The organism is Actinoallomurus vinaceus, assembly GCF_039542055.1.
Lineage (GTDB): Bacteria > Actinomycetota > Actinomycetes > Streptosporangiales > Streptosporangiaceae > Actinoallomurus > Actinoallomurus vinaceus.
In genome coordinates this window covers 124,073-145,242 of sequence record NZ_BAABHK010000003.1, presented here as the reverse complement: position 1 = coordinate 145,242, position 21,170 = coordinate 124,073, and the positions used below count along the sequence as shown (strand labels likewise).

The 21,170-nt window shown below is 71.9% G+C and carries 18 protein-coding genes and 1 pseudogene; 12 read left to right on the top strand and 7 right to left on the bottom strand.

From position 1 onward, the window contains the following. The first annotated feature begins 10 nt into the window (after positions 1-10). Complete coding sequence (locus tag ABEA24_RS11805) at positions 11-1,330, top strand: hypothetical protein (RefSeq protein WP_345430775.1); 1,320 nt, start codon at positions 11-13, stop codon at positions 1,328-1,330. Positions 1,331-1,346: 16 nt separating this feature from the next. Here the strand turns inward: ABEA24_RS11805 and ABEA24_RS11800 are convergent, their stop codons facing one another. The 6 genes from ABEA24_RS11800 to ABEA24_RS11775 form a co-directional block, all read right to left on the bottom strand. Continuing rightward, positions 1,347-2,285, bottom strand: coding sequence for a dihydrodipicolinate synthase family protein (locus ABEA24_RS11800; protein WP_345430774.1), 939 nt, complete (start codon positions 2,283-2,285; stop codon positions 1,347-1,349). A gap of 175 nt (positions 2,286-2,460) precedes the next feature. Further along, on the bottom strand, positions 2,461-4,923 hold the full coding sequence (locus tag ABEA24_RS11795) for a GNAT family N-acetyltransferase (protein ID WP_345430773.1): 2,463 nt from the start codon (positions 4,921-4,923) through the stop codon (positions 2,461-2,463). After that, positions 4,920-6,230: a lysine N(6)-hydroxylase/L-ornithine N(5)-oxygenase family protein gene (locus tag ABEA24_RS11790; RefSeq protein ID WP_345430772.1), complete on the bottom strand. Its 1,311-nt coding sequence runs from the start codon at positions 6,228-6,230 to the stop codon at positions 4,920-4,922. The genes ABEA24_RS11795 and ABEA24_RS11790 overlap by 4 nt, the downstream gene beginning before the upstream one ends. Beyond that, positions 6,214-7,659, bottom strand: coding sequence for a pyridoxal phosphate-dependent decarboxylase family protein (locus ABEA24_RS11785; RefSeq protein WP_345430771.1), 1,446 nt, complete (start codon positions 7,657-7,659; stop codon positions 6,214-6,216). Before ABEA24_RS11785 ends, ABEA24_RS11790 begins: the two co-directional genes overlap by 17 nt. A 17-nt stretch (positions 7,660-7,676) precedes the next feature. After that, on the bottom strand, positions 7,677-8,528 hold the full coding sequence (locus tag ABEA24_RS11780) for a siderophore-interacting protein (RefSeq protein ID WP_345430770.1): 852 nt from the start codon (positions 8,526-8,528) through the stop codon (positions 7,677-7,679). Between the two features lie 23 nt (positions 8,529-8,551). Then, a complete protein-coding gene (locus tag ABEA24_RS11775; protein ID WP_345430769.1) occupies positions 8,552-9,577 on the bottom strand; it encodes an ABC transporter substrate-binding protein in 1,026 nt (341 codons plus the stop codon). 128 nt (positions 9,578-9,705) lie between these two features. On the opposite strand from ABEA24_RS11775, the gene ABEA24_RS11770 reads away from it, so the two are divergent. The 11 genes and pseudogenes from ABEA24_RS11770 to ABEA24_RS11730 all read left to right on the top strand — a co-directional run bounded on the left by ABEA24_RS11770 (position 9,706) and on the right by ABEA24_RS11730 (position 20,959). Further along, positions 9,706-10,749, top strand: a complete 1,044-nt coding sequence (locus ABEA24_RS11770; RefSeq protein ID WP_345430768.1) for a FecCD family ABC transporter permease — start codon at positions 9,706-9,708, stop codon at positions 10,747-10,749. Positions 10,750-10,918: 169 nt separating this feature from the next. Further along, entirely contained in the window at positions 10,919-11,959 is a 1,041-nt protein-coding gene (locus tag ABEA24_RS11765; RefSeq protein WP_345430767.1) for a FecCD family ABC transporter permease, read from the top strand. Positions 11,960-12,219: 260 nt separating this feature from the next. After that, positions 12,220-13,005 (top strand): ABC transporter ATP-binding protein, encoded by a 786-nt coding sequence (locus ABEA24_RS11760; protein ID WP_345430766.1) that lies wholly within the window; start codon positions 12,220-12,222, stop codon positions 13,003-13,005. 187 nt (positions 13,006-13,192) lie between these two features. Continuing rightward, positions 13,193-13,546, top strand: a complete 354-nt coding sequence (locus ABEA24_RS11755; RefSeq protein WP_345430765.1) for a VOC family protein — start codon at positions 13,193-13,195, stop codon at positions 13,544-13,546. Positions 13,547-13,728: 182 nt separating this feature from the next. Then, on the top strand, positions 13,729-14,271 hold the full coding sequence (locus ABEA24_RS11750; RefSeq protein ID WP_345430764.1) for a hypothetical protein: 543 nt from the start codon (positions 13,729-13,731) through the stop codon (positions 14,269-14,271). A 151-nt stretch (positions 14,272-14,422) separates the two neighbouring features. Further along, positions 14,423-14,692: a hypothetical protein gene (locus ABEA24_RS53485; RefSeq protein WP_425551172.1), complete on the top strand. Its 270-nt coding sequence runs from the start codon at positions 14,423-14,425 to the stop codon at positions 14,690-14,692. Continuing rightward, positions 14,680-14,733: pseudogene (locus ABEA24_RS53480) on the top strand (hypothetical protein); the annotation flags it as partial. The gene ABEA24_RS53485 and the pseudogene ABEA24_RS53480, both read left to right, overlap by 13 nt. Beyond that, on the top strand, positions 14,734-14,913 hold the full coding sequence (locus ABEA24_RS11745) for an aldehyde dehydrogenase family protein (protein WP_425551171.1): 180 nt from the start codon (positions 14,734-14,736) through the stop codon (positions 14,911-14,913). A 199-nt stretch (positions 14,914-15,112) separates the two neighbouring features. Further along, entirely contained in the window at positions 15,113-16,306 is a 1,194-nt protein-coding gene (locus ABEA24_RS11740; RefSeq protein WP_345430763.1) for a L,D-transpeptidase, read from the top strand. A gap of 134 nt (positions 16,307-16,440) precedes the next feature. Then, the gene (locus ABEA24_RS11735) at positions 16,441-17,616 is read left to right on the top strand and encodes a hypothetical protein (protein ID WP_345430762.1); all 1,176 of its coding nucleotides are present in this window, start codon (positions 16,441-16,443) and stop codon (positions 17,614-17,616) included. Positions 17,617-17,713: 97 nt separating this feature from the next. Continuing rightward, positions 17,714-20,959 carry an NACHT domain-containing protein gene (locus tag ABEA24_RS11730; RefSeq protein WP_345430761.1) on the top strand — a complete coding sequence of 1,082 codons (3,246 nt, stop codon included), beginning with the start codon at positions 17,714-17,716 and terminating at the stop codon, positions 20,957-20,959. 24 nt (positions 20,960-20,983) lie between these two features. Here ABEA24_RS11730 and ABEA24_RS11725 read toward each other — a convergent pair whose 3' ends face one another. After that, entirely contained in the window at positions 20,984-21,163 is a 180-nt protein-coding gene (locus ABEA24_RS11725; protein ID WP_345430760.1) for a hypothetical protein, read from the bottom strand. Positions 21,164-21,170: the final 7 nt, after the last annotated feature.

Below are 21,170 nucleotides of genomic sequence, written 5' to 3'. Positions count from 1 at the left end.
AACGAAATCGATGAGACGAAGCCTCTGGTTTCCGCGCCTGGCGGTCGCGGCCACTCTCGGCTGTTCCGGCGCGGTCGCCGTACATTCCACAGCCGGTGCCGGCACCCATCCAGGCGGACAGCGGGCGGCGCAGGTGAAGTCACGCGTTCTGCGCACGTCGAAGGCGCTGGCGCGACGTGCCGGGTCCGCCCTCCCCACCGGGGGGTTCGGGAACGGCGTCTTCCAGGTCTATGAGACCCCGGCGGGCGGCAGGGCCGGGGTAGGGCAGTTCACGGTCATGACCGGCACGGACAATCCTGCGGGCGCGGGCCGCGACGTGCTGTTCGGCCAGGGAGCGCCCGGGACGACCTACATGATCGTCCGCGATGTGACCGCGGGCGTGGATTATGTACAGGGCCAGATGCTCACCCATGCGAACGAGGTTTCGCTGGACGATCGGGTGGCATCCCAGCGGACCACGGGGACGACCAGGACGACCACCTGGCAGGCCGGACCTTTCGCCCTTAGGCAGGAGGTCTCCGTCACCGGCGACACCGCAGCGAACTCGCAGGTCACCGTCACAACGACGATCAGCGATTTCAACACGCCCCGGCACCGGTACCAGATCCAGTATCTGTGGGACACCGAGATCGGCGCCGATGACGGACCCGTCATCCAACCCCGGACGGCGGGCGTGCCCTTCGGGCCGTTCGATCCGACCATCGGCGTGGAGCAGACCAGCACGGCGGCGGGCGACACCATCGTCGTCGACGGGCACGTCAACAGCGGGCCGCCCAGCCTCGCCGTGGCGCTGTCGGGTTCCGGCAATCCCCAGGCGGCGCCCGATTCCGTGAAATACCTGTGCTGGCCGGACGCGATCTTCGCCCCGCTCGGCGGATACGTCACCGACAACACCCGAGACATCAGCGACCCCCGGTCCGACTGCCTCAACGCGCAGGGCAACGCCGACTCGGCGGTCGAGTACCTCTGGTCGGCGGACGCGAGCAAGGACCCCTTCGGGGTGGTCACGGTCGCGGCCTCCCTCAGGATGAGTCCGCCGACGCCGTACGCCACGACGTTGCATGCCGGAGGAATCTCGCTCGGGTCGGCGACGGCGACCCTCACCGACACCGCGACCGGGAGGCCCATCGCGGGCCGGACCCTGAAGTTCAGCGCCGGCAGCCGAACGGCCTGTGACGTGGTCACCGATGCCGCGGGGAAGGCCACCTGCGGTGGTCTGCTCAGCGGCCTCCTCGGCTACGACGTCGGCTACGCCGGAGACGCGATCTGGGCTCCTTCCACGGCCCACGGCGGCCTCCTGCTGAGAGGCCCGGACGCGCAGAAGTCGTAGAGTGCCGGTCGGCGGCTCAGGGCGAGGTCGACGTGGTGCCTGGTTCTGCGGGAGTGAAGTCGGGCAGGCGTTCGCGGGCGACGGCGCGCAGCGTTTCGGCGTGTTCGGCGGGCACACCGTTGTACGGCCAGCGTAGCCGTGTGCCGATCGGGCACCAGCCGCCGATCGTGGCCAGCAGCTTGTCGAGTGCGGCGTTGCAGTATTCGCGCTGAAGCGGCTGGATGAATTCGCTGAGGAAGGCGTTGAGGCGGGCTTCCGTGGACATCGCGGCGGGAAGGCCGTCGCGGATGGCATGCCACCAGGCCACGGCGGCGCGGGGGTTCAGGCAGGCGACGTTGGAGTATGCGCCGGCCGCACCGCGACGGTGGCCGGAGGCGAGATGGTGGCCTGGTACGAACACCGAAACACGCTCCATCACCGGGCGCATCGCCTCGTACCAGGCATCGTCCCCGTCGCCGACCTTGAGCCCGATGATCTCCGGGACCTCATCGCACAAGCGCTCGTGGTCGTCCGGGGTCAGCACGCGCTTGGAATGCGGGGGGTTGTAGAGGACCAGGGGTACCGGTGCCGCCACGTCGGCGAGCCGGCGCAGGAAGGCGATCGCCTCGCGGTCGCTGACGGCGAACCAGTCCGGCAGGATCACCTGGATCGCCGCGGGCGCCAGTTCCCGAGCGCGGCGGAGCCGGTGAAGGGCGACCTGCGGGCTGGGGTGCGCGCAGCCGATCTGGAACGGCATCCCCGCCGATGCGCAGCGCTCGGCCACGAACGCGGTGAGCCGGTCGAACTCCGCTTCGCTCTGTGTCCAGAACTCCGCGGCCGACCCACCCGTGTACACGCCGTCGACACCGGCGGCGATGAGCCGGTCCACCTGCTCGCCGACGTGATCCCAGCGCAGACCGTCGTCCTCGTCGAGCGGCAGGAGCACTGTCGCCCATGTACCCGTCGGGGGTTTCACCGGACACCGACCGTGGAGCGGTGGCCTCGCGCTGCGGTCATCTGCCCATGCCTCTCGCCGGGGATCTACCCCCTGGGATCTTGCCCCGTTCCGCGTGATCCCGCATCCGCGATGCTCGCGATCCGAGGCGGAGGAAGACGGCCCCGTCGCCGCTGTCCGTCGAGTCCTGCGCCCGTCAGCGCGCGAAGCGGGCGATGGGGTTCTCCAGGGTGCCGACGAGTTGCAGGGCGCCGGCCGGATCGGTCAGGTCGATCATCTGCCGGTTGTTCCGTAGCTGCAGGCGGTTGAGGCAGGACAGCGCGAACCGCTCGGCGAACAGGTCGTACGTCGCGAACCGGTCGGCCAGGTGGGGGACCGAGTCCTGGTAGTCCATGACGCAGGCCGCCACCGTGGACCAGAACGTGTCCTCGTCCAGGGTGCCGTCCGCGTCGAGGACGGCGCCGAGGAAGCGGAAGAAGCAGTCGAAGACGTCCGTGAAGATCGAGAGGACCTTCATGTCCTCGGGTACGTCGGCGCGGACGCGCTCGACTCCCGGGGGCAGCGGCCGGTCGGCGCTCATCACGCCGATCTCCTCGGCGATGTCCTTGAACACGGCGCGCTGGGGGACGCCTCGCTCGTCGAGGACCAGGATGACGTTCTCGCCGTGCGGCATGAAGACCAGGTCGTAAGCGTAGAAGCAGTGCAGGATCGGCGTCAGGTAGGCGTCGAGGTACCGGCGCAGCCAGGCGACCGGGTCCAGCCCCGATCCGTTGATCAGGGCGCCGGCGAAGGAGTCACCGAAGCGGTCGACGTGCAGCAGCGACGCCATGGTCGCGAGCCGCTCGCCCGGTCCGAGCAGCGGCACCGGGCTCTCCCGCCACAGCGCGGCCAGCATCTTCAGGTACGGCGAGCCCTTGGCGGAGGCGGCGGCGTACTGCTCATGGTGGTATCCGACCGCCGCGCGCTCCCGCAGTACGGTCAGGCCCGTCCGCTTCAGGACCTCGTCGCCCGCGACCAGGTCGGCGACCCAGTCGTTGATGGCCGGAGTCGCCGCCATGTACTCGGCGGACAGGCCGCGCAGGAAGCCCATGTTCAGCACGGACAGGGCCGTCTTCACGTAGTGCTTCGACGGTGCGCCGACGTTGAAGAAGGTCCGGATCGACTGCTGGGCGAGGTACTCGTCGTCGCCGGGGCCGAGAAGCACGAGACGGCGCCGCGCGACCTCACCGGCGAACGTCACCGACAGCCGGTTCCGCCACTGCCACGGGTGGACGGGGATGAGGTGGAAGTCGGCGAGGTCCAGGCCCAGGCCGGCCATCGTGGCCGAGAACCGGTCGAGGGCCGCCGCACCCAGCTCCGCGCGCATCAGCGCGTCGTGGTCGAGGCCCGCGCCGCTCGTGAAGGTGGAGCGGTCGCGGCGCGCGGCCAGCCACAGCAGGCGGACCGGCCGGGCGGCCTCGGGCGCGTACCGGTGGTACTCCTCGGCGTCGAAGCCGAGCCGCCCGTTGTTGGCCACGAAGCAGGGATGCCCCTCGGTCATGCCGGTCTCGACGGCCTGGAAGTCCGCCCGCGCGAGGTCGGCCGCGCGGACCGGCGGCAGGGCGAGCTTGTACGCGCTGCTCGCGAGGGTGCTGCTGATCTCCTCCAGGTAGACCGGGAGGACCTCCTCGGTGAGGCCGAGCGTGTGCCGCAGCTCGAGGATCAGGTCGAGCGCGTCGAGCGGGAGTTCGGCGCCGGACCGCCACCGGGTGATGGAGTCTGCGTCGATGTCCCAGTGGTCCAGCGCCCGTACGCGCGCAGCGAACCGGTACTCCACGGTGCCGTCGTCGCCGCGCACGGCGTACCGGCCGTCCGGCAGCCGCTCCGGCGCCAGCAGCCGCTCGTGCGCGAACTCGGCGAGCGCCTTGCGCACCAGGAGCCGGTTGGCCTGCGCCCAGCGCTCCGGACTCAGGTGCGCCACAACGCCGGGATCCCGCGTCATCTCGTACGGTTCGGGGCCGCGCGTCGCCTCGTGCGGTTCGCGATTCCGCGTCGTACGGCTCTCGCCGCTCCGGGCCGTCTCGAACGGCTCGCGGCTCCGCGTTGCTTCGTACGACCGGCGGCCCCGTGTCGCCTCGTACCGCTCGCGGGTGCAGACGCTCAGGAGGGCCTGCTTGTCCGGCAGCTCGACGGTGCCGACGACCTCGAAGCCGACTGCCGTGTTCAGGGCCTGTACGGCGGTGTTGCGCACGTCGGGTTCCACGATGACACGTTGTGTGCCGGGGGCGGCGAACAGCAGGTCCATCACGGTGACGATGACGGCGCGGGTGAAGCCGTGGATCGGCGTGTCGGCCGGCGCGATCGGTGCGACGAGGAAGTGCATCCCGACGTCGCCGGGGCGGGCGTCGTACACCTCGCCGAGCTCGTGGCGCGGGTCGTAGCGTTCGACGAGGAAGGCCGGGCGGCCCTCGTGCAGGCCGAGGTACGCGTCGTGGCCCGGCCGGGCCGCGATGGCCTCGAACTCGGCGACGACGTCGGACGGGCTCGCGTCGCCCATCAGCCAGAACACCGATCTGGGGTGGGTGACCCAAGCATGCAGCAGCCCGGCATCGGCGACCGGGTCGACGGGGCGGAGGGCGAACTCACCGAGTCGGTCGTCCGTCCGGGAGAACACGATCATGCGGACACGACCTCCCTCGAAACCGCGGCGGGCGCGCCGAACTCCTGGAACGCGATCGACCGCTCGATCGGGTAGTGCTCGCGGCCCAGCAGGCCCCGGATGATGCAGGAGTTGCGGTAGGCGGCCATGCCCAGGTCGGGCGCTGTGAAGCCGTGCGTGTGGAGTTCGGCGTTCTGCACGTAGACGCCGCGGCCGGCCGTGTCGACGCTGTAGTCGCGCCGGACCGCGAGGCGGCCGGACTCGTCCCACCGGAGGCGGTCCCGGACCGGGGCGAGGAACCCGGGGACCTCGTACCGGTAGCCGGTGGCGAGGATCAGGCCCTCGGTGGTGAGGGTGAAGTCCCGCCCCTCTTCCTCCTGGCGCAGCCCGAGGGTGTACGAACCGGCGTCGTAGTGCGCGTCCCGCAGTGCCGTGTTGGTCATCAGCCGCGTCGGGCACGGCCCGTGCAGGCTCTTGCGGTACAGCAGGTCGAAGATCTCGTTGATGAGGTCGGTGTTGATGCCCTTGTACAGGCCCTTCTGGGTGGCGGAGAGCCGGTCGCGGGTCGCGGCGGGCAGCGCGTGGAAGTAGTCGGCGTACTCCGGCGACGTCATCTCCAGCGTCAGCTTGGTGTACTCCAGCGGGAAGAACCGCGGCGACCGGGTCACCCAGTTGAGTTCGTAGCCGTGGTGGTCGATGTCCTGGAGCAGGTCGTGGTAGATCTCCGCCGCGCTCTGGCCGCTGCCGACGACCGTGACGCTGCGCTTGGCCCGGAGCGCGGAACGACGCCCCAGGTAGTCGGCGGCGTGGACGGCGTCGCCGGGCAGGTCGCGGCAGCAGTCCGGGACGTACGGCGGGGTGCCCGTGCCCAGGACCAGGCTGCGCGCCCGGAACGTCACCCGCTCCCCGGTGTCCGTACGGTCGGCGTGGACGACGTACACCTCTTCGGCCTCGTCGTACTCCACGGCCGTGACGTGGTGGCCGAAGCGGATCGTGGCGAGCCGGCCGGCGGCCCAGCGGCAGTAGTCGACGTACTCGGCGCGCAGTGGGAAGAAGCTCTCGCGGATGTAGAAGGAGTACAGCCGCCCGGATTCCTTCAGGTAGTTGAGGAACGAGAAGGGCGAGGTCGGGTCGGCCAGCGTGACCAGGTCGGCGAGGAACGGCGTCTGCAGCGTCGTGCCGTCGAGGAGCATCCCCGGGTGCCAGTCGAACTCCGGCTTGCTCTCCAGGAACACCCCGTCGAGATCGTCGATCGGGTCGGTCAGGCAGGCGAGGCCGAGGTTGAAGGGGCCCAGTCCGATGGCGACGAGGTCATGAGGCGTGGGCAAGGTCGTCTCCCAGGTAGGCGCGGGCGTGTCCGGCGAGGAGGTCGAGGACGGCGGCGATGTCGCCGGTGGTGGTGCGCGGGTTGAGGAGCGTGAACTTCAGGTGGTGGCGGCCGTCGACGACCGTCGTGGCGACGGCGGCCGCCCCGGAGGCGGACAGCGCGGCGGCCGCGTGCAGGTTCGCCCGGTCGAGCGTTCCGGCGCTCACGCCGGGCGGCGCGTAGCGGAACACGAGCGTGCTCAGCCGGGGCCGTACGACCACCTCGAAGCGCGGGTCGGCGTCCAGCAGCGTCCAGGCCTCGGCGGCCAGGTCGATCACGGCGTCGAACAGCTCGCCCACGCCGTCCGCGCCCATGATCCGCAGTGTCAGCCACAGCTTCAGAGCGTCGAACCGCCGGGTCGTCTGCAGGCTTTTGTCGACCTGGTTCGGGATGCCCTGGGCGGCGCTGCGCGCGGGGTTGAGGTAGTCGGCGTGGTAGGTCACGTGCCGCAGCGCCGCCCGGTCGCGTACGAGCACCGCGCTGGAGCTGACCGGCTGGAAGAAGGACTTGTGGTAGTCCACGGTGACCGAGTCGGCGTGCTCGATCCCGTCGAGCAGGTGCCGCCGGCGGGACACCAGCAGACCGCAGCCGTACGCCGCGTCGACGTGCAGCCACGCGCCCGCCGCCGCGCTCAGCTCGGCGATCTCGGGGAGCGGGTCGATGCTGCCGAAGTCGGTGGTCCCGGCGGTGGCGACCACCGCCATCGGCACGAGGCCCTGGCGGCGGCAGCGGTCGAGCTCCCGGGCGAGCGCGCCGGGGCGCATCCGCCGGTCCCGGTCACAGGGCACGCCGACCACCGCGTCCTCGCCCAGCCCGAGCAGCCGGGCGGCCTTGACGACGCTGAAGTGCCCACAGGAAGAGGTGAAGACGCGCAGGCGCGAAAGGGCGGTCCCGGCGCTCGCCTCCTCGCGGGCCAGCAGCAGCGCCTGGAGATTGGACTGCGTGCCGCCGCTGGTGAACACCCCGTCGGCGGCCGGGCCGAGACCGAGGCGCCGGGCCGTCCACTCGATGAGGCGGCGTTCGATCAGCGTGCCGCCGGCGCTCTGGTCCCAGGTGTCGAGCGAGGAGTTGACCGCCGACAGCACCGCCTCGCCGAGCAGCGCGGGGATCGCGACCGGGCAGTTGAGGTGGGCGAGGTAGCGGGGGTGGTGGAAGTAGACGGCGTCGCGCAGGTAGAGGTGTTCCAGCTCGTCGAGGGCGGCGGTCGCGTCGCGGAGGGGCCGGTCGAGGTCGACGGCGGCCACCTCCTCGGCGAGCCGTTCGGGGGCGATCCCGGTGAACGGCCGGTCCACCGAGGCGATCCGGTCCGCCACGCGGCCGACGCCCGCGGTGACGAGACTGCGGTACAGCGCGGCGGTGTGCGCGTCGAGCAGGGGCGACGTGAAGGTCACGGGTCGTCCTTCCCAGGTCAGTCGTTGGCCGGGGTGGTGCCGGCCACGGCCTCGGCGAGCAGGTCCTCCTCGGTCGCTCCCCGGCGCCAGTAGCCGGTGAAGACGACGGCGCGGCGGTCGAGGCCGCGTTCGCCGACGAGGTGCCGGCGCAGGGCACGCACGCCGCCGGCCTCGCCCGCGATCCAGGCGTACGGGGTGCCGGCGGGCAGCGCGGCGCTCCGTACCGCGTCGAGGACCAGGCCGGGGGCGGCGCCGTCCCGGACGAGCCAGGTGACCTCCGTGTCCGCCGCCGTCGGCAGGTCCTGTACGTCGGCCGCGTGCGGCACCTCGACCCACACGCGCGCCCGCGTTCCCACCGGCAGCCAGGCGAGGATGCCGGCGACGGCGGGCAGCGCGGTCTCGTCGCCGGTGAGGAGAACCCAGTCGGTGCCGGGCGGTGGCCGGAAGTCGACGCCGCCGTTGTCGGGGACCGTCGGGCCGAGCACGACGACACGGTCGCCGGGGATGGCCCGGGCCGCCCAGCGGGAGGCGGGGCCGCCGTCCCCGTGCAGGGCGAAGTCGACGTCGAGTTCGTCCGGGTCCCGGCGCTGCTCGCGCACGGTGTAGGAGCGCATCACCGCCCGTACGGCCGGGTCCGTCTCCCGCCACCGCGCGAACCACTCCTCGCCCGCGTCGGCGGGGACGACGGGGGCGTCCTGGTGGGGGTGGGGGAGGAAGAGCTTGAAACGCTGGTCCCGGCCGCCGGCGGTGAGACCGGTGAGGGGCTCGCCGCCGAACGTGATCCGGACCATGGACGGGCCGAGATGCCGGGTCCGTACGACGTGCAGGTCGAAGAAGCGGAAGGGGGCCGCGGTCGCGGTCGTGCTCACGATGGTTCTCCTGTCGTCGCGGCTCAGCGGACCTTCTTGGCCTTCTGGATGGCGGCGGCGAGTGACTCGATGAGCGGCGCGCAGCCCGCGTGGCTGAACCTCGGCTCGCTCTGCCAGGGGGTGATCTGGCCGGCCTTGACGGCGGGCAGCTTCGCCCAGGTCGGCTTGGCCGTCAGGTCCTTCGGCTGCAGGGCGGAGGTGCGGGCGTCCAGCAGGATCACGTCGGCCGGGTACTTGTCGGCGTTCTCCCAGCTGAGCTCCTCGAAGAAGCCCTGGGCGCTCACCTTGTCCGGGGCGATGAGGTCGACGCCGAGGCTGCGGAAGTAGCGCAGGTCGGCGTTGGCGTTCGGGTCGGAGGCGTAGAACAGGTCGGGGCTCGCCGAGGCGGCCAGGACCTTGATGCCGCCGTTCGCCTTGGCCGCCGCGCGCAGCGTCGCCGACGCCTGCTCGAACCGCGCCTTGGCGTCGGTGACCTGCCGGGCCTTGAGGTCGGCGCCGAGGGCCCCGGCGAGTTCCTCGTACCGCCGGATGGGCTCGGTGAGGGGCACCTTGGCGGCGGTGACGGCGACGCTCGGGGCCAGCGCGGCGATCTTGTCCTTGCTGTTGTCGGGCACGTACCACAGCGCGTTCGGCAGGTACATGTTGGTGACCAGCAGGTCGGGGTGCAGCGCGGCGTACTTCTCGATGTTGAACTCGCCGAAGGTGTTGCCGAGGATCGTGACCTTGTTCACGTCGAGAGATCCCGCGAGCGGGTCCGGCCGGCCGTCCTTGAGCTTCGTCGGGCCGAAGACGCCGACGAGCTGATCCCCGACGCCGAAGTCGCGCAGGGCCGCCGCCGTCCCGACGTAGGCGACGACGCGCCGCGGACGGCCTCGCACGGTGACCTTCCTCCCGCGGTCGTCGGTGAACGCCCAGGATCCGCCGCTCTCGCTCGCGCCCGCTCCGCTGCCTCCTCCGCACGCGGTGACCAGCGCGCCGGCGCCGATGCCGCCGAACGCGGCCAGGAAGCCGCGGCGAGACAGGGGGGAGGGGGTCCGGGCATGGGGCATGAGGGTGCCTTCCTTCATTGGGGATTGGGGGAGAGCCGGCCTCGAGCCGTGATCGAACTTAGGTTAACCTAACCTAAGTTCGTGTTGTCCAGTGTGATCGTGCTCTCGATCCGCAGCGGAGCTGATACGTGTCCGTCACGAAGTCACCGAGACCGCCGACGGCGGCACCCCCCGCCGGGGAAGGACGCCGGCGCCTGGGCGTCGGCGGGCTGCTCGCCGCGCTGTTGCTCCTGCTCGCCGTCGTCGCCGCCGGCCTGGCCATCGGCGCCCGGCAGTACTCGCTCGGCGAGGTGTGGCATGGCCTCCTCGACCCGCACGCGCCCGCCTACACGGTCGTCCGCGAGACGCGGCTGCCGCGCACCCTGCTGGGGCTCCTGGCCGGAATCGGCCTCGGCCTCGCGGGCGGAGTGATGCAGGCGCTCACCCGCAACCCCCTCGCCGATCCGGGGCTGCTCGGCATCAACGCCGGCGCCTCGGCCGCCATCGTCACCGCGATCACCTTCCTCGGGATCACGTCCGTGGCCGGGTACGTGTGGTTCGCCTTCGCGGGGGCGGGCGTGGTCTCGGCCCTCGTCTGGGCCGTCGGCGGCGGACGCTCCGCCACCCCCGGGCGGCTCGCGCTGGCCGGAGCGGCCGTCAACGCCGCGCTGTTCGCGTACGTCAGCGCGGTCGAACTCCTGGACACCGCCTCCCTGGACCGGATGCGATTCTGGACGGTCGGCTCGCTGGCCGGCGCCCGGCCGTCGACGGTGACGGGCGTCGCCCCGTTCATCGCGGTCGGCGTGCTGCTCACCGCCGTCCTGGCCCGCCCGCTCAACGCGCTGGCCCTGGGCGACGACGCCGCCCGCGCGCTCGGCGCGCGCCCCGGCGGCACCCGCGTCGGTGCCATCGTCGCCGTCACGCTGCTGTGCGGCGCGGCCACCGCCGCCTGCGGGCCGATCGTGTTCGTCGGCCTCATGGTCCCGCACCTCGTCCGCGCTCTCACCGGCCCCGACCTGCGCCGGCTGCTCCCGTACTGCGCGGTGCTCGCGCCGGTGACACTCATCGGGGCGGACGTGCTCGGCCGCGTCGTCGGCCGGCCCGCCGAGATCCAGGTGGGCATCGTCACGATGGTGGCGGGCGGCCCGGTCTTCCTGGCCGTCGTCCGGCGTGGACGGGCGGTGGGCGCGTGATACGCACTGCTGTGGTCCGCGCCCGCGGGCAGGTTCTTGGTACGGCTGCGGCCGCTGGCGGTCGTCCGGCGTGGACGCGTGATGCGGACCGTTGTGCTCCGGGTCTCGGGTGGGTTGTCGGTGCGGCCGTGGCCCTGGCCGTCGTTCGGCGTGGGCGGGTGGTCGGCGCATGACCCGGGCCATCGTGATCCGGACCTCGGGCGGGCTCTCCGTACGGCTGCGGCCGCGGCCCCTGGCCGTCGGGGCGGCGTGCACGCTGGTCGCCCTGGTCGTCGCCGTCCTCGCCATCGGCGGCGGCGATTATCCGATGAGCCCGGCGGACGTCGTCCGCACGCTCCTCGGGCAGGGCACCCCCGCCGACGCCTTCATCGTCGAGCAGGTACGCCTGCCGCGCGTGCTCACGGCGCTGCTGGCCGGTGGGGCGCTCGCGCTGTCCGGCGCGGCGTTCCAGGCACTGGCCCGCAACCCGCTCGGCAGCCCCGACCTCCTCGGATTCACCCAGGGCGCGGCGGCCGGGGCACTGACCGTGATCGTCGTCATCGGCGGCGGTGGAGTCCTCCTGGCGACCGGGGCGGTGGTCGGCGGACTGGTGACCGGAGCCGTGATCTACCTGCTGGCCTGGCGCGAGGGCCTGCACGGCGACCGGCTCGTCCTGACCGGCATCGGCGTCTACGCGATCCTCGCCGGGATCAACGGCTACCTGCTGACCCGCGCGAACATCCCCGACGCCGCGCGCGCCGTCCTGTGGCTGACCGGCACCCTCGACGGGCGCGGCTGGGCCGACCTCGCCCCGCTGCTCGCGGCGATGGCCGTCGTCGTGCCGGTGGTGCTGGTCGGCTGCGCCCGGGGACTGCGGATCCTGGAGATGGGCGACGACGCGGCCACCGCGCTCGGCGTCAGAGTGGACGCGGTACGGCTGGGCCTGCTGGCCGCCGCCGTCCTGCTCTGCGCGCTGGCCGCCGCGGCCACCGGCCCGGTGGCGTTCGTCGCTCTGACCGCCCCGCAACTCGCGCGGCGGCTGACCCGCGACCCGGGCCCGAACCTGCTGCCCTCGCTGTGCATGGGCGCAGCCCTCCTGGTCACCGCCGACCTGGCCGCCCAGCGGCTGATCCCCGGCCACCAACTGCCCGTCGGCGTGGTGACCGGCGTGCTCGGCGGCGCCTACCTGGTCGGACTGCTCGCCGCCCGCCGCCGTACGGGCCGGCTATGAGACCGGCGTACGGGTCGGCCGTGAAGACCTCGGAAATCTCGACGACGGAAGCAGGGAACGTGGGACACGACAGGACGAGCGAACGGGAACAGAGCGCGGACGCGGCATCCGGAGCAGCCGGACAGGGCGCGGGTGCGGCGTCCGGCGCAGGCGGTCCCAGGGTGGCCGTGGCATCTGAAGCGGACGGACGCGGGGCGGCCGTGGCGTCCGAAGCGGACGGACACGGCGCGGGATCCGGCACAAGTGGACGCGGGGGCGGAGTGCCGAGGCTGCTGGGGCGGGGGCTGACCCTCGCGTACGAGCGCCGGACGGTCGCCGAAGGGCTGACCGTGGGCATTCCCGACCGCTCCTTCACGGTCATCGTCGGGCCGAACGCCTGCGGCAAGTCCACTCTGCTGCGCGCCCTCGCGCGGATGCTCAAGCCGCGCTCGGGCACCGTTCTGCTGGACGGCCGGGACATCCACGCCCGGTCCACCCGGGCGGTGGCCCGGACGCTCGGGCTGTTGCCGCAGTCGTCGATCGCCCCGGACGGCATCAGGGTCGGCGATCTCGTCGCGCGCGGCCGTCATCCGCACCAGGGGCTGTTTCGCCAGTGGTCGCGCGATGACGAGCGCGTCGTCCAGGAGTCGATGGCCGCCACCGGCGTGGCGGACCTGGCCGACGCCTACGTGGACGAGCTGTCCGGCGGCCAGCGGCAGCGCGTCTGGATCGCGATGGTCCTCGCCCAGGAGACTCCGCTGCTCCTGCTCGATGAGCCGACGACCTACCTGGACATCGCCCACCAGATCGACGTCCTCGACCTGTGCGCGCGGCTCCACCGGGAGCAGGGCCGCACCCTGGTCGCCGTGCTGCACGATCTGAACCACGCGGCCCGCTACGCCGACCATCTGATCGCGATGCGCGACGGGCGCGTCGTCGCCGAGGGAACGCCCGCCGACGTCGTCACGGCCGAGCGGGTCGAGGAGGTCTTCGGCCTGCCGTGCCGCGTCATCGACGACCCGGAGACCGGAACCCCTCTGGTCGTCCCCACCGCCCGGCGCCGATAGGCACGGTGGCGGAGCGACGGTAGGGGCCGTGGCTCGGCGGCAGTGCAGCGGCGGGCTCGTCGCGCCCGGCACCGCGGGCCTCAATGAGGCTGCGGGCCTTACGAGTTCCCCCGCGATTGAGGTGGGGGCGAAGCGGGCGGTGGTGTGGTGCCAGCTCACCCGATCGCCGTCCTGGCAAGATAACGGCATGGAACGTGTGCTTGGAATCGGTGGATACTTCCTGCGGGCCGCCGACCCGGCGGCCCTGGGCGCGTGGTATCGCGATTGCCTGGGGTTGGACGCCGATGAGAACGGCCTGTGGCGTCAGGGAGCCGGGCCGACGGTGTTCGCGACGTTCGAGTCCGAGAGCGACTATTTCGGGTCCCGCGCCCAGCAAACCATGCTCAACTTCCGGGTCCGCGACCTGGACGCGATGCTCGCGCAGTTGCGCGCCAAGGGAGCGGACGTGGCCAACGAGACGCAGGACATGGAGGGTGTCGGTCGATTCGGCTGGGTCACCGATCCTGAGGGCAATCGGGTCGAGCTGTGGCAGCCCGCCTGACCGCGTCTTCACGCAGGCGGTGACGTGGATCGAGAGCCTTGCCGGCACAACGACCGTCGCCAAGGCTCTCCGTGGGTGCGAGGCGATTAAAGATTCCGTCGAAGCGCGTTTCACGCCGTCGCCCGGTGGCGGGCTCATGATGATCTTCTTGGCGAGGAGGACCTCGGCCAAGGGAGCATCAGATGATCGAGTCGCTCGTCGGGCGTACGGCCATCGCGACGGCGGCCGTCGCGCTCGGAATCAGCGCCGCGCAGGCCCCCGCCCGTGCTCGGCAGGCCCCGGCGCGTGCTGACCGCTTCTCCATGGGCTATACGTGTGCGGTCCCGCTGCTCGGGGACAAGAGCGTTCGCCTCGACGGCGTCCTGGCCACCACACCGAGCCGGCCCGTCGCCGGCAGCCTCACGCGCGTCGTCCTGCACGTCTCCCGTCTGAGCCTGCGGCCGCCGGTGGCCGTCGACTCCTGGACCGCCACGGCCGACGTCGAGGTCGCCGGGGCGCAGACGGGTGTGTTCCGCCTGTCGGGTTCCGGCGGTCCGGTCGCCGCGTACCAGCCGGTGACGGGTGACCTCTCGGGAGTCTGGACCCCGCGGGCGGTGGGGGATGATCAGCTCCGGCTCGGCAAGGTCGCCCTCAAGGCCACCACCGCGCTCTTCGGCGAGGTCTCCGCTCCCTGCACGCCGCGAGAGCCGCGGCCCGTCGCCGAGACCGTCACCGTCGTCGGCTGACAGTGATGATGCACCTTCCGCGGAGCATGGAAGGCGCGAAATGACGGTCTCCAGCACTCACGACCGGCCCGGCGTGTTCGTGGGCGGCATCTGAGACGAGTCCGGTGGCGGCGCGGTCACCCAGGTGCGCAGCCCGGCCACGGGAAAGCCCGTGGGGGAGGTCCGGCCGGCCGCCGCCGACGCGGCCGTCGTGCGGGCCGCCGAGACGTTCGCCGGTGGTGACCGGCGCCACCGACCGGCCGTCGAGCGCGCCGCCGTCCTTCGCGCCGCGGCGGATCACATCGAGCGGCTCGGCGACGCCGCGGTCATGGTCGCCGCCATCACCCCCTGGAACGGCCCGCTGAGCGCCTACCTGCTCGCCGCCTTCGCCGGCCTGCGCGTCGGCGACCCGTTCGATCCGACACCGAAATCGGCCCGCTGATCAGCGAGACGCAGCGGGCGCGGGTCGAAGGGTACGTCGCGATGGGCCGGGCCGAGGGCGCCACGGTCGTGGGCGGCGGGCGTCCGGGCGGCCTGAACGGCTTTCCGCAGGCGTTCGGCACGCCGTTCGGAGGTTTCAAGCAGTCCGGCCTCGGCCGCGAGATGGGGCCGGAGGGCCTGCGCGGCTACCTGGAGTCCGTCTCCATCGCGCTCGGTCCCTGACGATCTGATCACGATTTCCTGTCAAGAGCCTGGAAACCACCGATTGCCGGGCTAATTGCCGATGATCGATACTATGATGCTCGAATTACCGGGGATCTACGATGCGCGGCGGCGCCTTCTTGGCATGCCCTCCTCAGCCGCGCATCTTCTGCGCGAAGTGGGGTCATCAGTGCGCATGAGGCATTCGAGTCGATGGATTATGCCGGCGACGGCCGGAGCGGTTCTCACGCTGGCCGCGGCGTGCTCATCCAGCGGTAACGCCTCCCCGGCGGGTAAGGAGGCCAAGGCCCCCGACGCGGCGGCCACGATCACTCCGGCCAATGGGGCCAAGAAGGTGCGCCCGGACAAGGGCGTCACGGTCACGGCGAGCAGCGGCGTCCTGGAACAGGTGACCGTGCAGGCGGGCCAGAGCACCGTCGACGGCGCCCTGTCCGCGGACAAGAAGAGCTGGACCACCAAGTGGACGCTCAAGCCCGGCGCCACGTACACCGTGACCGCCACCGCCAAGAACGCCAAGGGCAAGGTCACGACCGCCACGAGTAAGTTCACGACGCTCAAGGCGTCCTCGACGGTGAAGATCAGCGACGTGATGCCGAACGCGGGGGAGACCGTCGGCGTCGGCATGCCGATCACCGTGACCTTCGACCAGCCGGTCAGCAACCGCGCGGCGGTCGAGAAGGCCCTGGAGGTGCGCTCGACCTCCCCGATGGAGGGCTCGTGGCGCTGGATCACCAGCGAGCAGGTCATCTTCCGGACCAAGTCGTACTGGCCCGCGCACAGCAAGGTCAGCCTCGTCGCGCACCTGGCAGGCGTACGGGCCTCCGCCGGCGTGTACGGCACCAAGGACGTCACCCGTGACTTCTCGATCGGCGCCTCCCACGTCGCGAAGGTCAACCTCAAGAGCCACAAGAGCAAGGTCTACGTCGACGGCAGGCTCGCCAAGACGATCCCGGTGAGCGGTGGCATGGGCGGCGGCGACTCCCACGGCAACGACTTCCGCACCACGAGCGGCGTCCACCTCACGATGGGCAAGGAGCCCGTCGTGACCATGACCTCGCCGAACATCAAGGAAGGCGAGCCCGGGTACTACCACGAGCTGGTCTACAAGGACGTCCAGATCAGCAACAGCGGCGAGTACCTCCACGAGAGCCCCGGCGAGTACGGCTGCCTCGGGCACAGCAACTGCAGCCACGGCTGCGTCCGGCAGACGCCCGCCGGCGCCAAGTGGTTCTTCAACCTCTCCTACCGCGGTGACCCTGTCGTCATCACCGGGACCACTCGCGACCTGGAGTGGAACAACGGCTGGGGCTACTGGCAGCTGTCCTTCACCAAGTGGATGAAGGAGAGCGCGCTGAAGCAGCCGGTGACGACGACGCCCCTGACGGGCAACTGACGACGGACGGCGGGGCCGCGTCGCGGCCCCGCCGTGTCTTTGCGATCATGGAACGCGACCCGTCCTGACCGCGTCGAAGGACGGCGAAGAGCACCTTCGGGGATGACGGGAGAACGATGGCGGCCAATCCGGGCTTGCTGACACGTGTGGTCGCGGGGTTCAAGAAAGAGGTCCCCGCCAACACGATCGAGTCGATCCAGAAGGCCGGGGTCGCGGTCTACCGGGCGCTCGACGAGGCCGAGGCCGTACGGCGGGACCTGACCGCGCGGGAGGTCGACGCCTGGGACGCCCCGGTCGCGGCCGCCGCCCAGCAGCTGTACGCCTGGAACGCCTACGTCCTGCAGACGCTGGGCGACAAGATGATCGAGGCCGACTACCGTGCCGACACCCGCACCATCGGGTACCTGCCCAGGGTGACGGCCGAGCAGGTCTGGGCGTTCTTCGGCCAGGTCGAGGGCTGGCTCTCCCTGACCCGTCAGGCCGCTGCCAACCCGGACTACCGGCCGGACCCCGGCATGACGCTGCCGGCCGACCTGCCCGGCTGGATCGAGATCGATCCGTGCCCCGCCGCGCACCTGCAGGCCATGATCGCAGCCGGTGACGCCATCCGGGAGCACGCCGAGGTCGCGCTGGGCACCTTCGAGGTCGCGTGCGCTCACGACGGCCACCGCGCCGACCTGGCCAGGCTGCGCCAGATCGCCGCCGAGGCGTCGTCCGCCGCCGACTACGCCGCGCACGTCTTCGAACCCGGCGCGGGCCAGGAGCTGCACGAGATCATCGAGCAGCGGCTCCAGCACGCGCTCAGCGCGTACTACCACCTGGGCCAGCTCCTCGCGATGCCGAGCCTGCTCGCGACGTACGGCCGCGGCGTGACGGGCGTGGGCGTGGTGGGCGACCGGTTGCCCCTTCCGGGCGCCGTGGGCTTCGACCCCTGGTGCCTGAGCGACCCCGGCTCCCTCCACCGCTGGGCGAACGACGTGCAGGCCGCCCGATCGATCGAGGAGATGTGGCGGCACGACCCCGACCCCGCCAAGACGCTGCGCGTCCAGGAGCAGATCAACGCGGCGCTGCACCGAGGCGACATCGTGCGGACCGGATCGATGTACTACTGCTCGCCGTGGGCGTCGATCTACCGTGCCCAGCGCTCCGTCGTGATCGGCACTCGGGTGCTCCAGCCCGGTCAGGAGTTCACGTACGAGGTCTCCGCCGAGGAGATCTTCGAGAACGGCCGGTTCATCCGTGAGATCGTCGCCGGGCCCTTCCGGCCCGCCTCGCAGATCGAGTACGACGACCCGGGCGACCGCCACTGAGGACGGTCCCGCCGTCGTGGGAACCTCCAGGCTCCCTGGGTGATGATGGGAGCACCTTCGCCATGGGAGCACCGTCCCCCTCACGCCAGGAGCCCGTGTGGCAGAGTCGCTGACCTACGCCGACGCCCTGAAGATCCTCGGCACCCCGCACAGCCGCCTGGTCGGCATCGTCGACCGGCTGGCGGCGGCGGGACTCGCGACGTGGACGGTGGCGGCGGCGGCCACCGGACACGACGTGTCGGCCCCCCTCAACCTGTTCGACCTGAAAGAGGAGATCGTCAGGTTCGGGCACGAGACCGTGCGCCGGATCTCGGAGCGGCGCAACGGGCTCTCCCGCTTCGACCGGACGCAGCGCCTCGCCGCGGCCCATGCCGTCCTCGTGGTGTCCTCCTACTTCGAGGCGCTCGAACAGGCGGACCTGCCGATCGCGCTCGACCGGCTGGAGCTGACCGCCGCCGAGCGGGTCGCGACCGCGACCGGCGGCGTTCCGGCGCGAGGGGGCGCCGAGCTGCTCGAGGGGCTGGTGAACGAGCGGCTCCCGCTGCCCGAGCCGCACGTGCCGTACGAGCGCACCCGGGCGGCGATCACGGCGACCTACGAGCTCATGTCGAGACGGCTCACGACCTTCATCCGCGGCGTCGCCGCCTGGGACGACCTCACCGGCCCCGAACGCACGCGCCTGACGCGGGCGGTCATGGCCGTGCCGCCGGCCGCCCTGCGCGGCTATGAACAGGCGTTCCGCCGCCTGGCCACCGACAACCGGGAGTTCGAGGTCTGGGCGAACCTCACCCGGGTCGACGCGCTCGGCGCCGGCCTGTCCGAGGTGGGCCGGATCCTCACCGAGATGGCGGCGAGCCGGCCCGGCGACCGGCCGCGGCGCCATCTGCTGCGCGGTTATCGCGTGGCGCTCACCGAGCCGATCGTCGCGGCGGGCCGGACGCCCGAAGGGGTCGTCCTGCCCACGCTCGGCGAGGCGTACGTCAACCCCCGCTGCAAGGTGGCGGAGGTCCGGCCGGGGGACGTCCCCGCGGGACAGGAGTGGTGGGAGCGCCAGGAGCCGGCGCCCTACGCCGAGGCGTTCCTCTCCGGCTACCTCACCTCTCCCCGGGCGGTCCAGGCCCCGCTCGTCGTCCTCGGCGAGCCCGGGTCGGGCAAGTCCAAGCTCACCGAGGTCCTCGCCGCGCGGCTCCCGGAGGAGGACTTCCTGCCGATCCGGGTCGAGCTGCGGGACGTCGCCGCCGAATCCCTGATCCAGGAACAGATCGAGCAGGCGATCCTCCAGCAGTCGGGGGAGCGGGTGACCCTGCCCGACCTGCTCGACGCGGCGGACGGGGCCCTGCCGGTCGTGATGCTCGACGGTTTCGACGAGCTGCTGCAGGCGTCCGGCGTCAACCGGTACGACTATCTGGAGCAGGTACGCGAGCTGCAGCGCCGGCAGCTCGCCATCGGTCACCCGATCGCCGTCATCGTGACGAGCCGCACCGTGGTCGCCGACCGCGTGCGGTATCCGGCGGGCTGCATCGCACTGCAACTCCAGCCCTTCACCGACGAGCAGGTGCGGTACTGGCTGGGCGTGTGGAACCGGCACAACGCCGACATCCTCCAGTCACGGGCGCGGCGTACGCTGCCGGCCGAGACCGTACTGGCCCATCGTGAGCTCGCCCGGCAGCCGCTCCTCCTGCTCCTGCTCGCCATCTTCGACGCGAACGACAACGCGCTGCAGCACGCGGGTGCGACCGCCCTGGGACAGGCGGGGCTGTACGAGGCCCTGTTGATGGACTTCGCCTTCCGCGAGATACGCAAGTCGCCGCAGAACGCGGCACTGCCGTCCGAGGCCCAGCGCAGGCTCGCCGAAGCGGAACTGGAACGGCTGGCCGTCGCCGCGGTCGCCATGTTCGCCCGGGGCATGCAGACCGCCTCCGAGGACGATCTGGACCGGGACCTCGCCGTGCTGCTGCCGGAGCGGGCCGCGACCGCCTCCCGCGACACGGCGGCGCTCAGCGCGGCGCAGCAGGTCACCAGCCGGTTCTTCTTCATCCACCGCTCCGAGGCCCGGGTACGCGACCAGCGGACCCGCAGCTACGAGTTCCTGCATCCGACATTCGGGGAGTTCCTCGTCGCCTGGCTGGCCGTCCGCGCCCTCGGCGACCTGGTCGCCGTCCGGGAGGTCATGAGCGCGCGCTCGACGGCGGCCGGTGGCCGGCCCGACGACGGCTTCCTCTTCGCGGTCCTGTCCTTCGCGTGCGTTTCCGAACGCGCACCGATCGTCGGCTTCCTGGCGGAGCTTCTGCGCCGTACCCCGGCGGGCGACCACGACCCCCGCAGGACGCTGCTGCTGGAGCTCCTCGACGGCGCGCTGTACCCGCACGGCGGCAGGTCGTACGCCGCCTACGAGCCGGTCGGGCACCCGGTCACGCGGCGGCTCGCCGCATACTCGGCCAACCTCACCGTCCTCCTCGTCCTCCTCTCCGACGAGGGGACCACCGTGGCGGAGATGTTCTCCGGCTCGGGTGCCGCCGTGGTGGAGCGCTGGCTCCAGCTCAGTCACCTCTGGCGGGCGCAGCTGTCGCCGTCGGAGTGGGACGGGATCGTGGTGACCCTCCGGGTCAAGGTGCGCCTGGCGGACGACCTCCGGATCCGGCTGAGCCGGGAGGACGGTTCCGCGGTGTCGGTGCTGGACGCCTTCGCCATCTCACCGCCCGGCTCGCGGCCGGAGTCGACCGACTACGACGTGTACCTCTCCGGCGATCCCATCGGCCCCTACGAGCTTCGCGTGCCCGCCACCAGCGACATCGGGCTCCTCGTCCGGCGGATGGCGTTCCTGCCGAACTGGCGTCTCGGGCTGCTCTTTCTCCAGTCCGTGCCCTTCATCCAGGCCCTGGGCGACCGGATCCGTTGGAGCGCGGACGGCGAGACGACGATCCTGCCCGCCTACCAGCTGGCGCGGCTCGACCACACGCGGGACGCCTCCGACCGTGACCGCGCGGCCGTCTACGGCGAATGCCTCCGTGCCGTCGCCGCCTTCCCGGAGCTCCACCGGCTCGTCCTCCTGCGCCTGCGCGACGACGTCGGGAGGTTGCCGGTCGCGACGGTTGTCGACCTGCTCCGGCAGGCGAACACCGTGCGGCCGACCGATGTGTACCTCGAGGCGATCAACGACCTGTGGCGGCGGCTGCCGGGCGACGGCGGACCCGCGCGCGGCATCGACGGCCGGGACCTGGTCGTCGCGCTCGTCAGGGCGATCGAACAGCGGTGGCCGGACGCCGACCTCGACCGGCTGGCCGCAGGCCTTCGTGTCGCGGCCGCGGGAAGGGCGCGCACGCTCACCACGCCCGATCGATGACCGCCTCACTCCCCGAGGTGAGCGTCATGGGCACTTCTCACTCCCCGAGAGGAGCTGCACCGTCTGCGGGGCCTGGCCGGCGGCCTTGGCCGGGCAGAGCCGGACCACGGCCGGAACCGAGTCGTCGCGGTTGCCGTTGTTGTCGAAGGTGACGTTCCAGCCGGCCCCGGCGACCGATCTGCCGCCCTTGGAGAAAAGTGGCAAGGGCGGA

Coding starts and splice junctions, on each gene's coding strand:
- ABEA24_RS11805 (WP_345430775.1), top strand. CDS start 11: ATGAGACGAAGCCTCTGGTTTCCGCGCCTGGCGGTCGCGGCCACTCTC.
- ABEA24_RS11795 (WP_345430773.1), bottom strand. CDS start 4,923: ATGATCGTGTTCTCCCGGACGGACGACCGACTCGGTGAGTTCGCCCTC.
- ABEA24_RS11775 (WP_345430769.1), bottom strand. CDS start 9,577: ATGCCCCATGCCCGGACCCCCTCCCCCCTGTCTCGCCGCGGCTTCCTG.
- ABEA24_RS11765 (WP_345430767.1), top strand. CDS start 10,919: ATGACCCGGGCCATCGTGATCCGGACCTCGGGCGGGCTCTCCGTACGG.
- ABEA24_RS11755 (WP_345430765.1), top strand. CDS start 13,193: ATGGAACGTGTGCTTGGAATCGGTGGATACTTCCTGCGGGCCGCCGAC.
- ABEA24_RS11750 (WP_345430764.1), top strand. CDS start 13,729: ATGATCGAGTCGCTCGTCGGGCGTACGGCCATCGCGACGGCGGCCGTC.
- ABEA24_RS11745 (WP_425551171.1), top strand. CDS start 14,734: ATGGGCCGGGCCGAGGGCGCCACGGTCGTGGGCGGCGGGCGTCCGGGC.
- ABEA24_RS11740 (WP_345430763.1), top strand. CDS start 15,113: ATGCCGGCGACGGCCGGAGCGGTTCTCACGCTGGCCGCGGCGTGCTCA.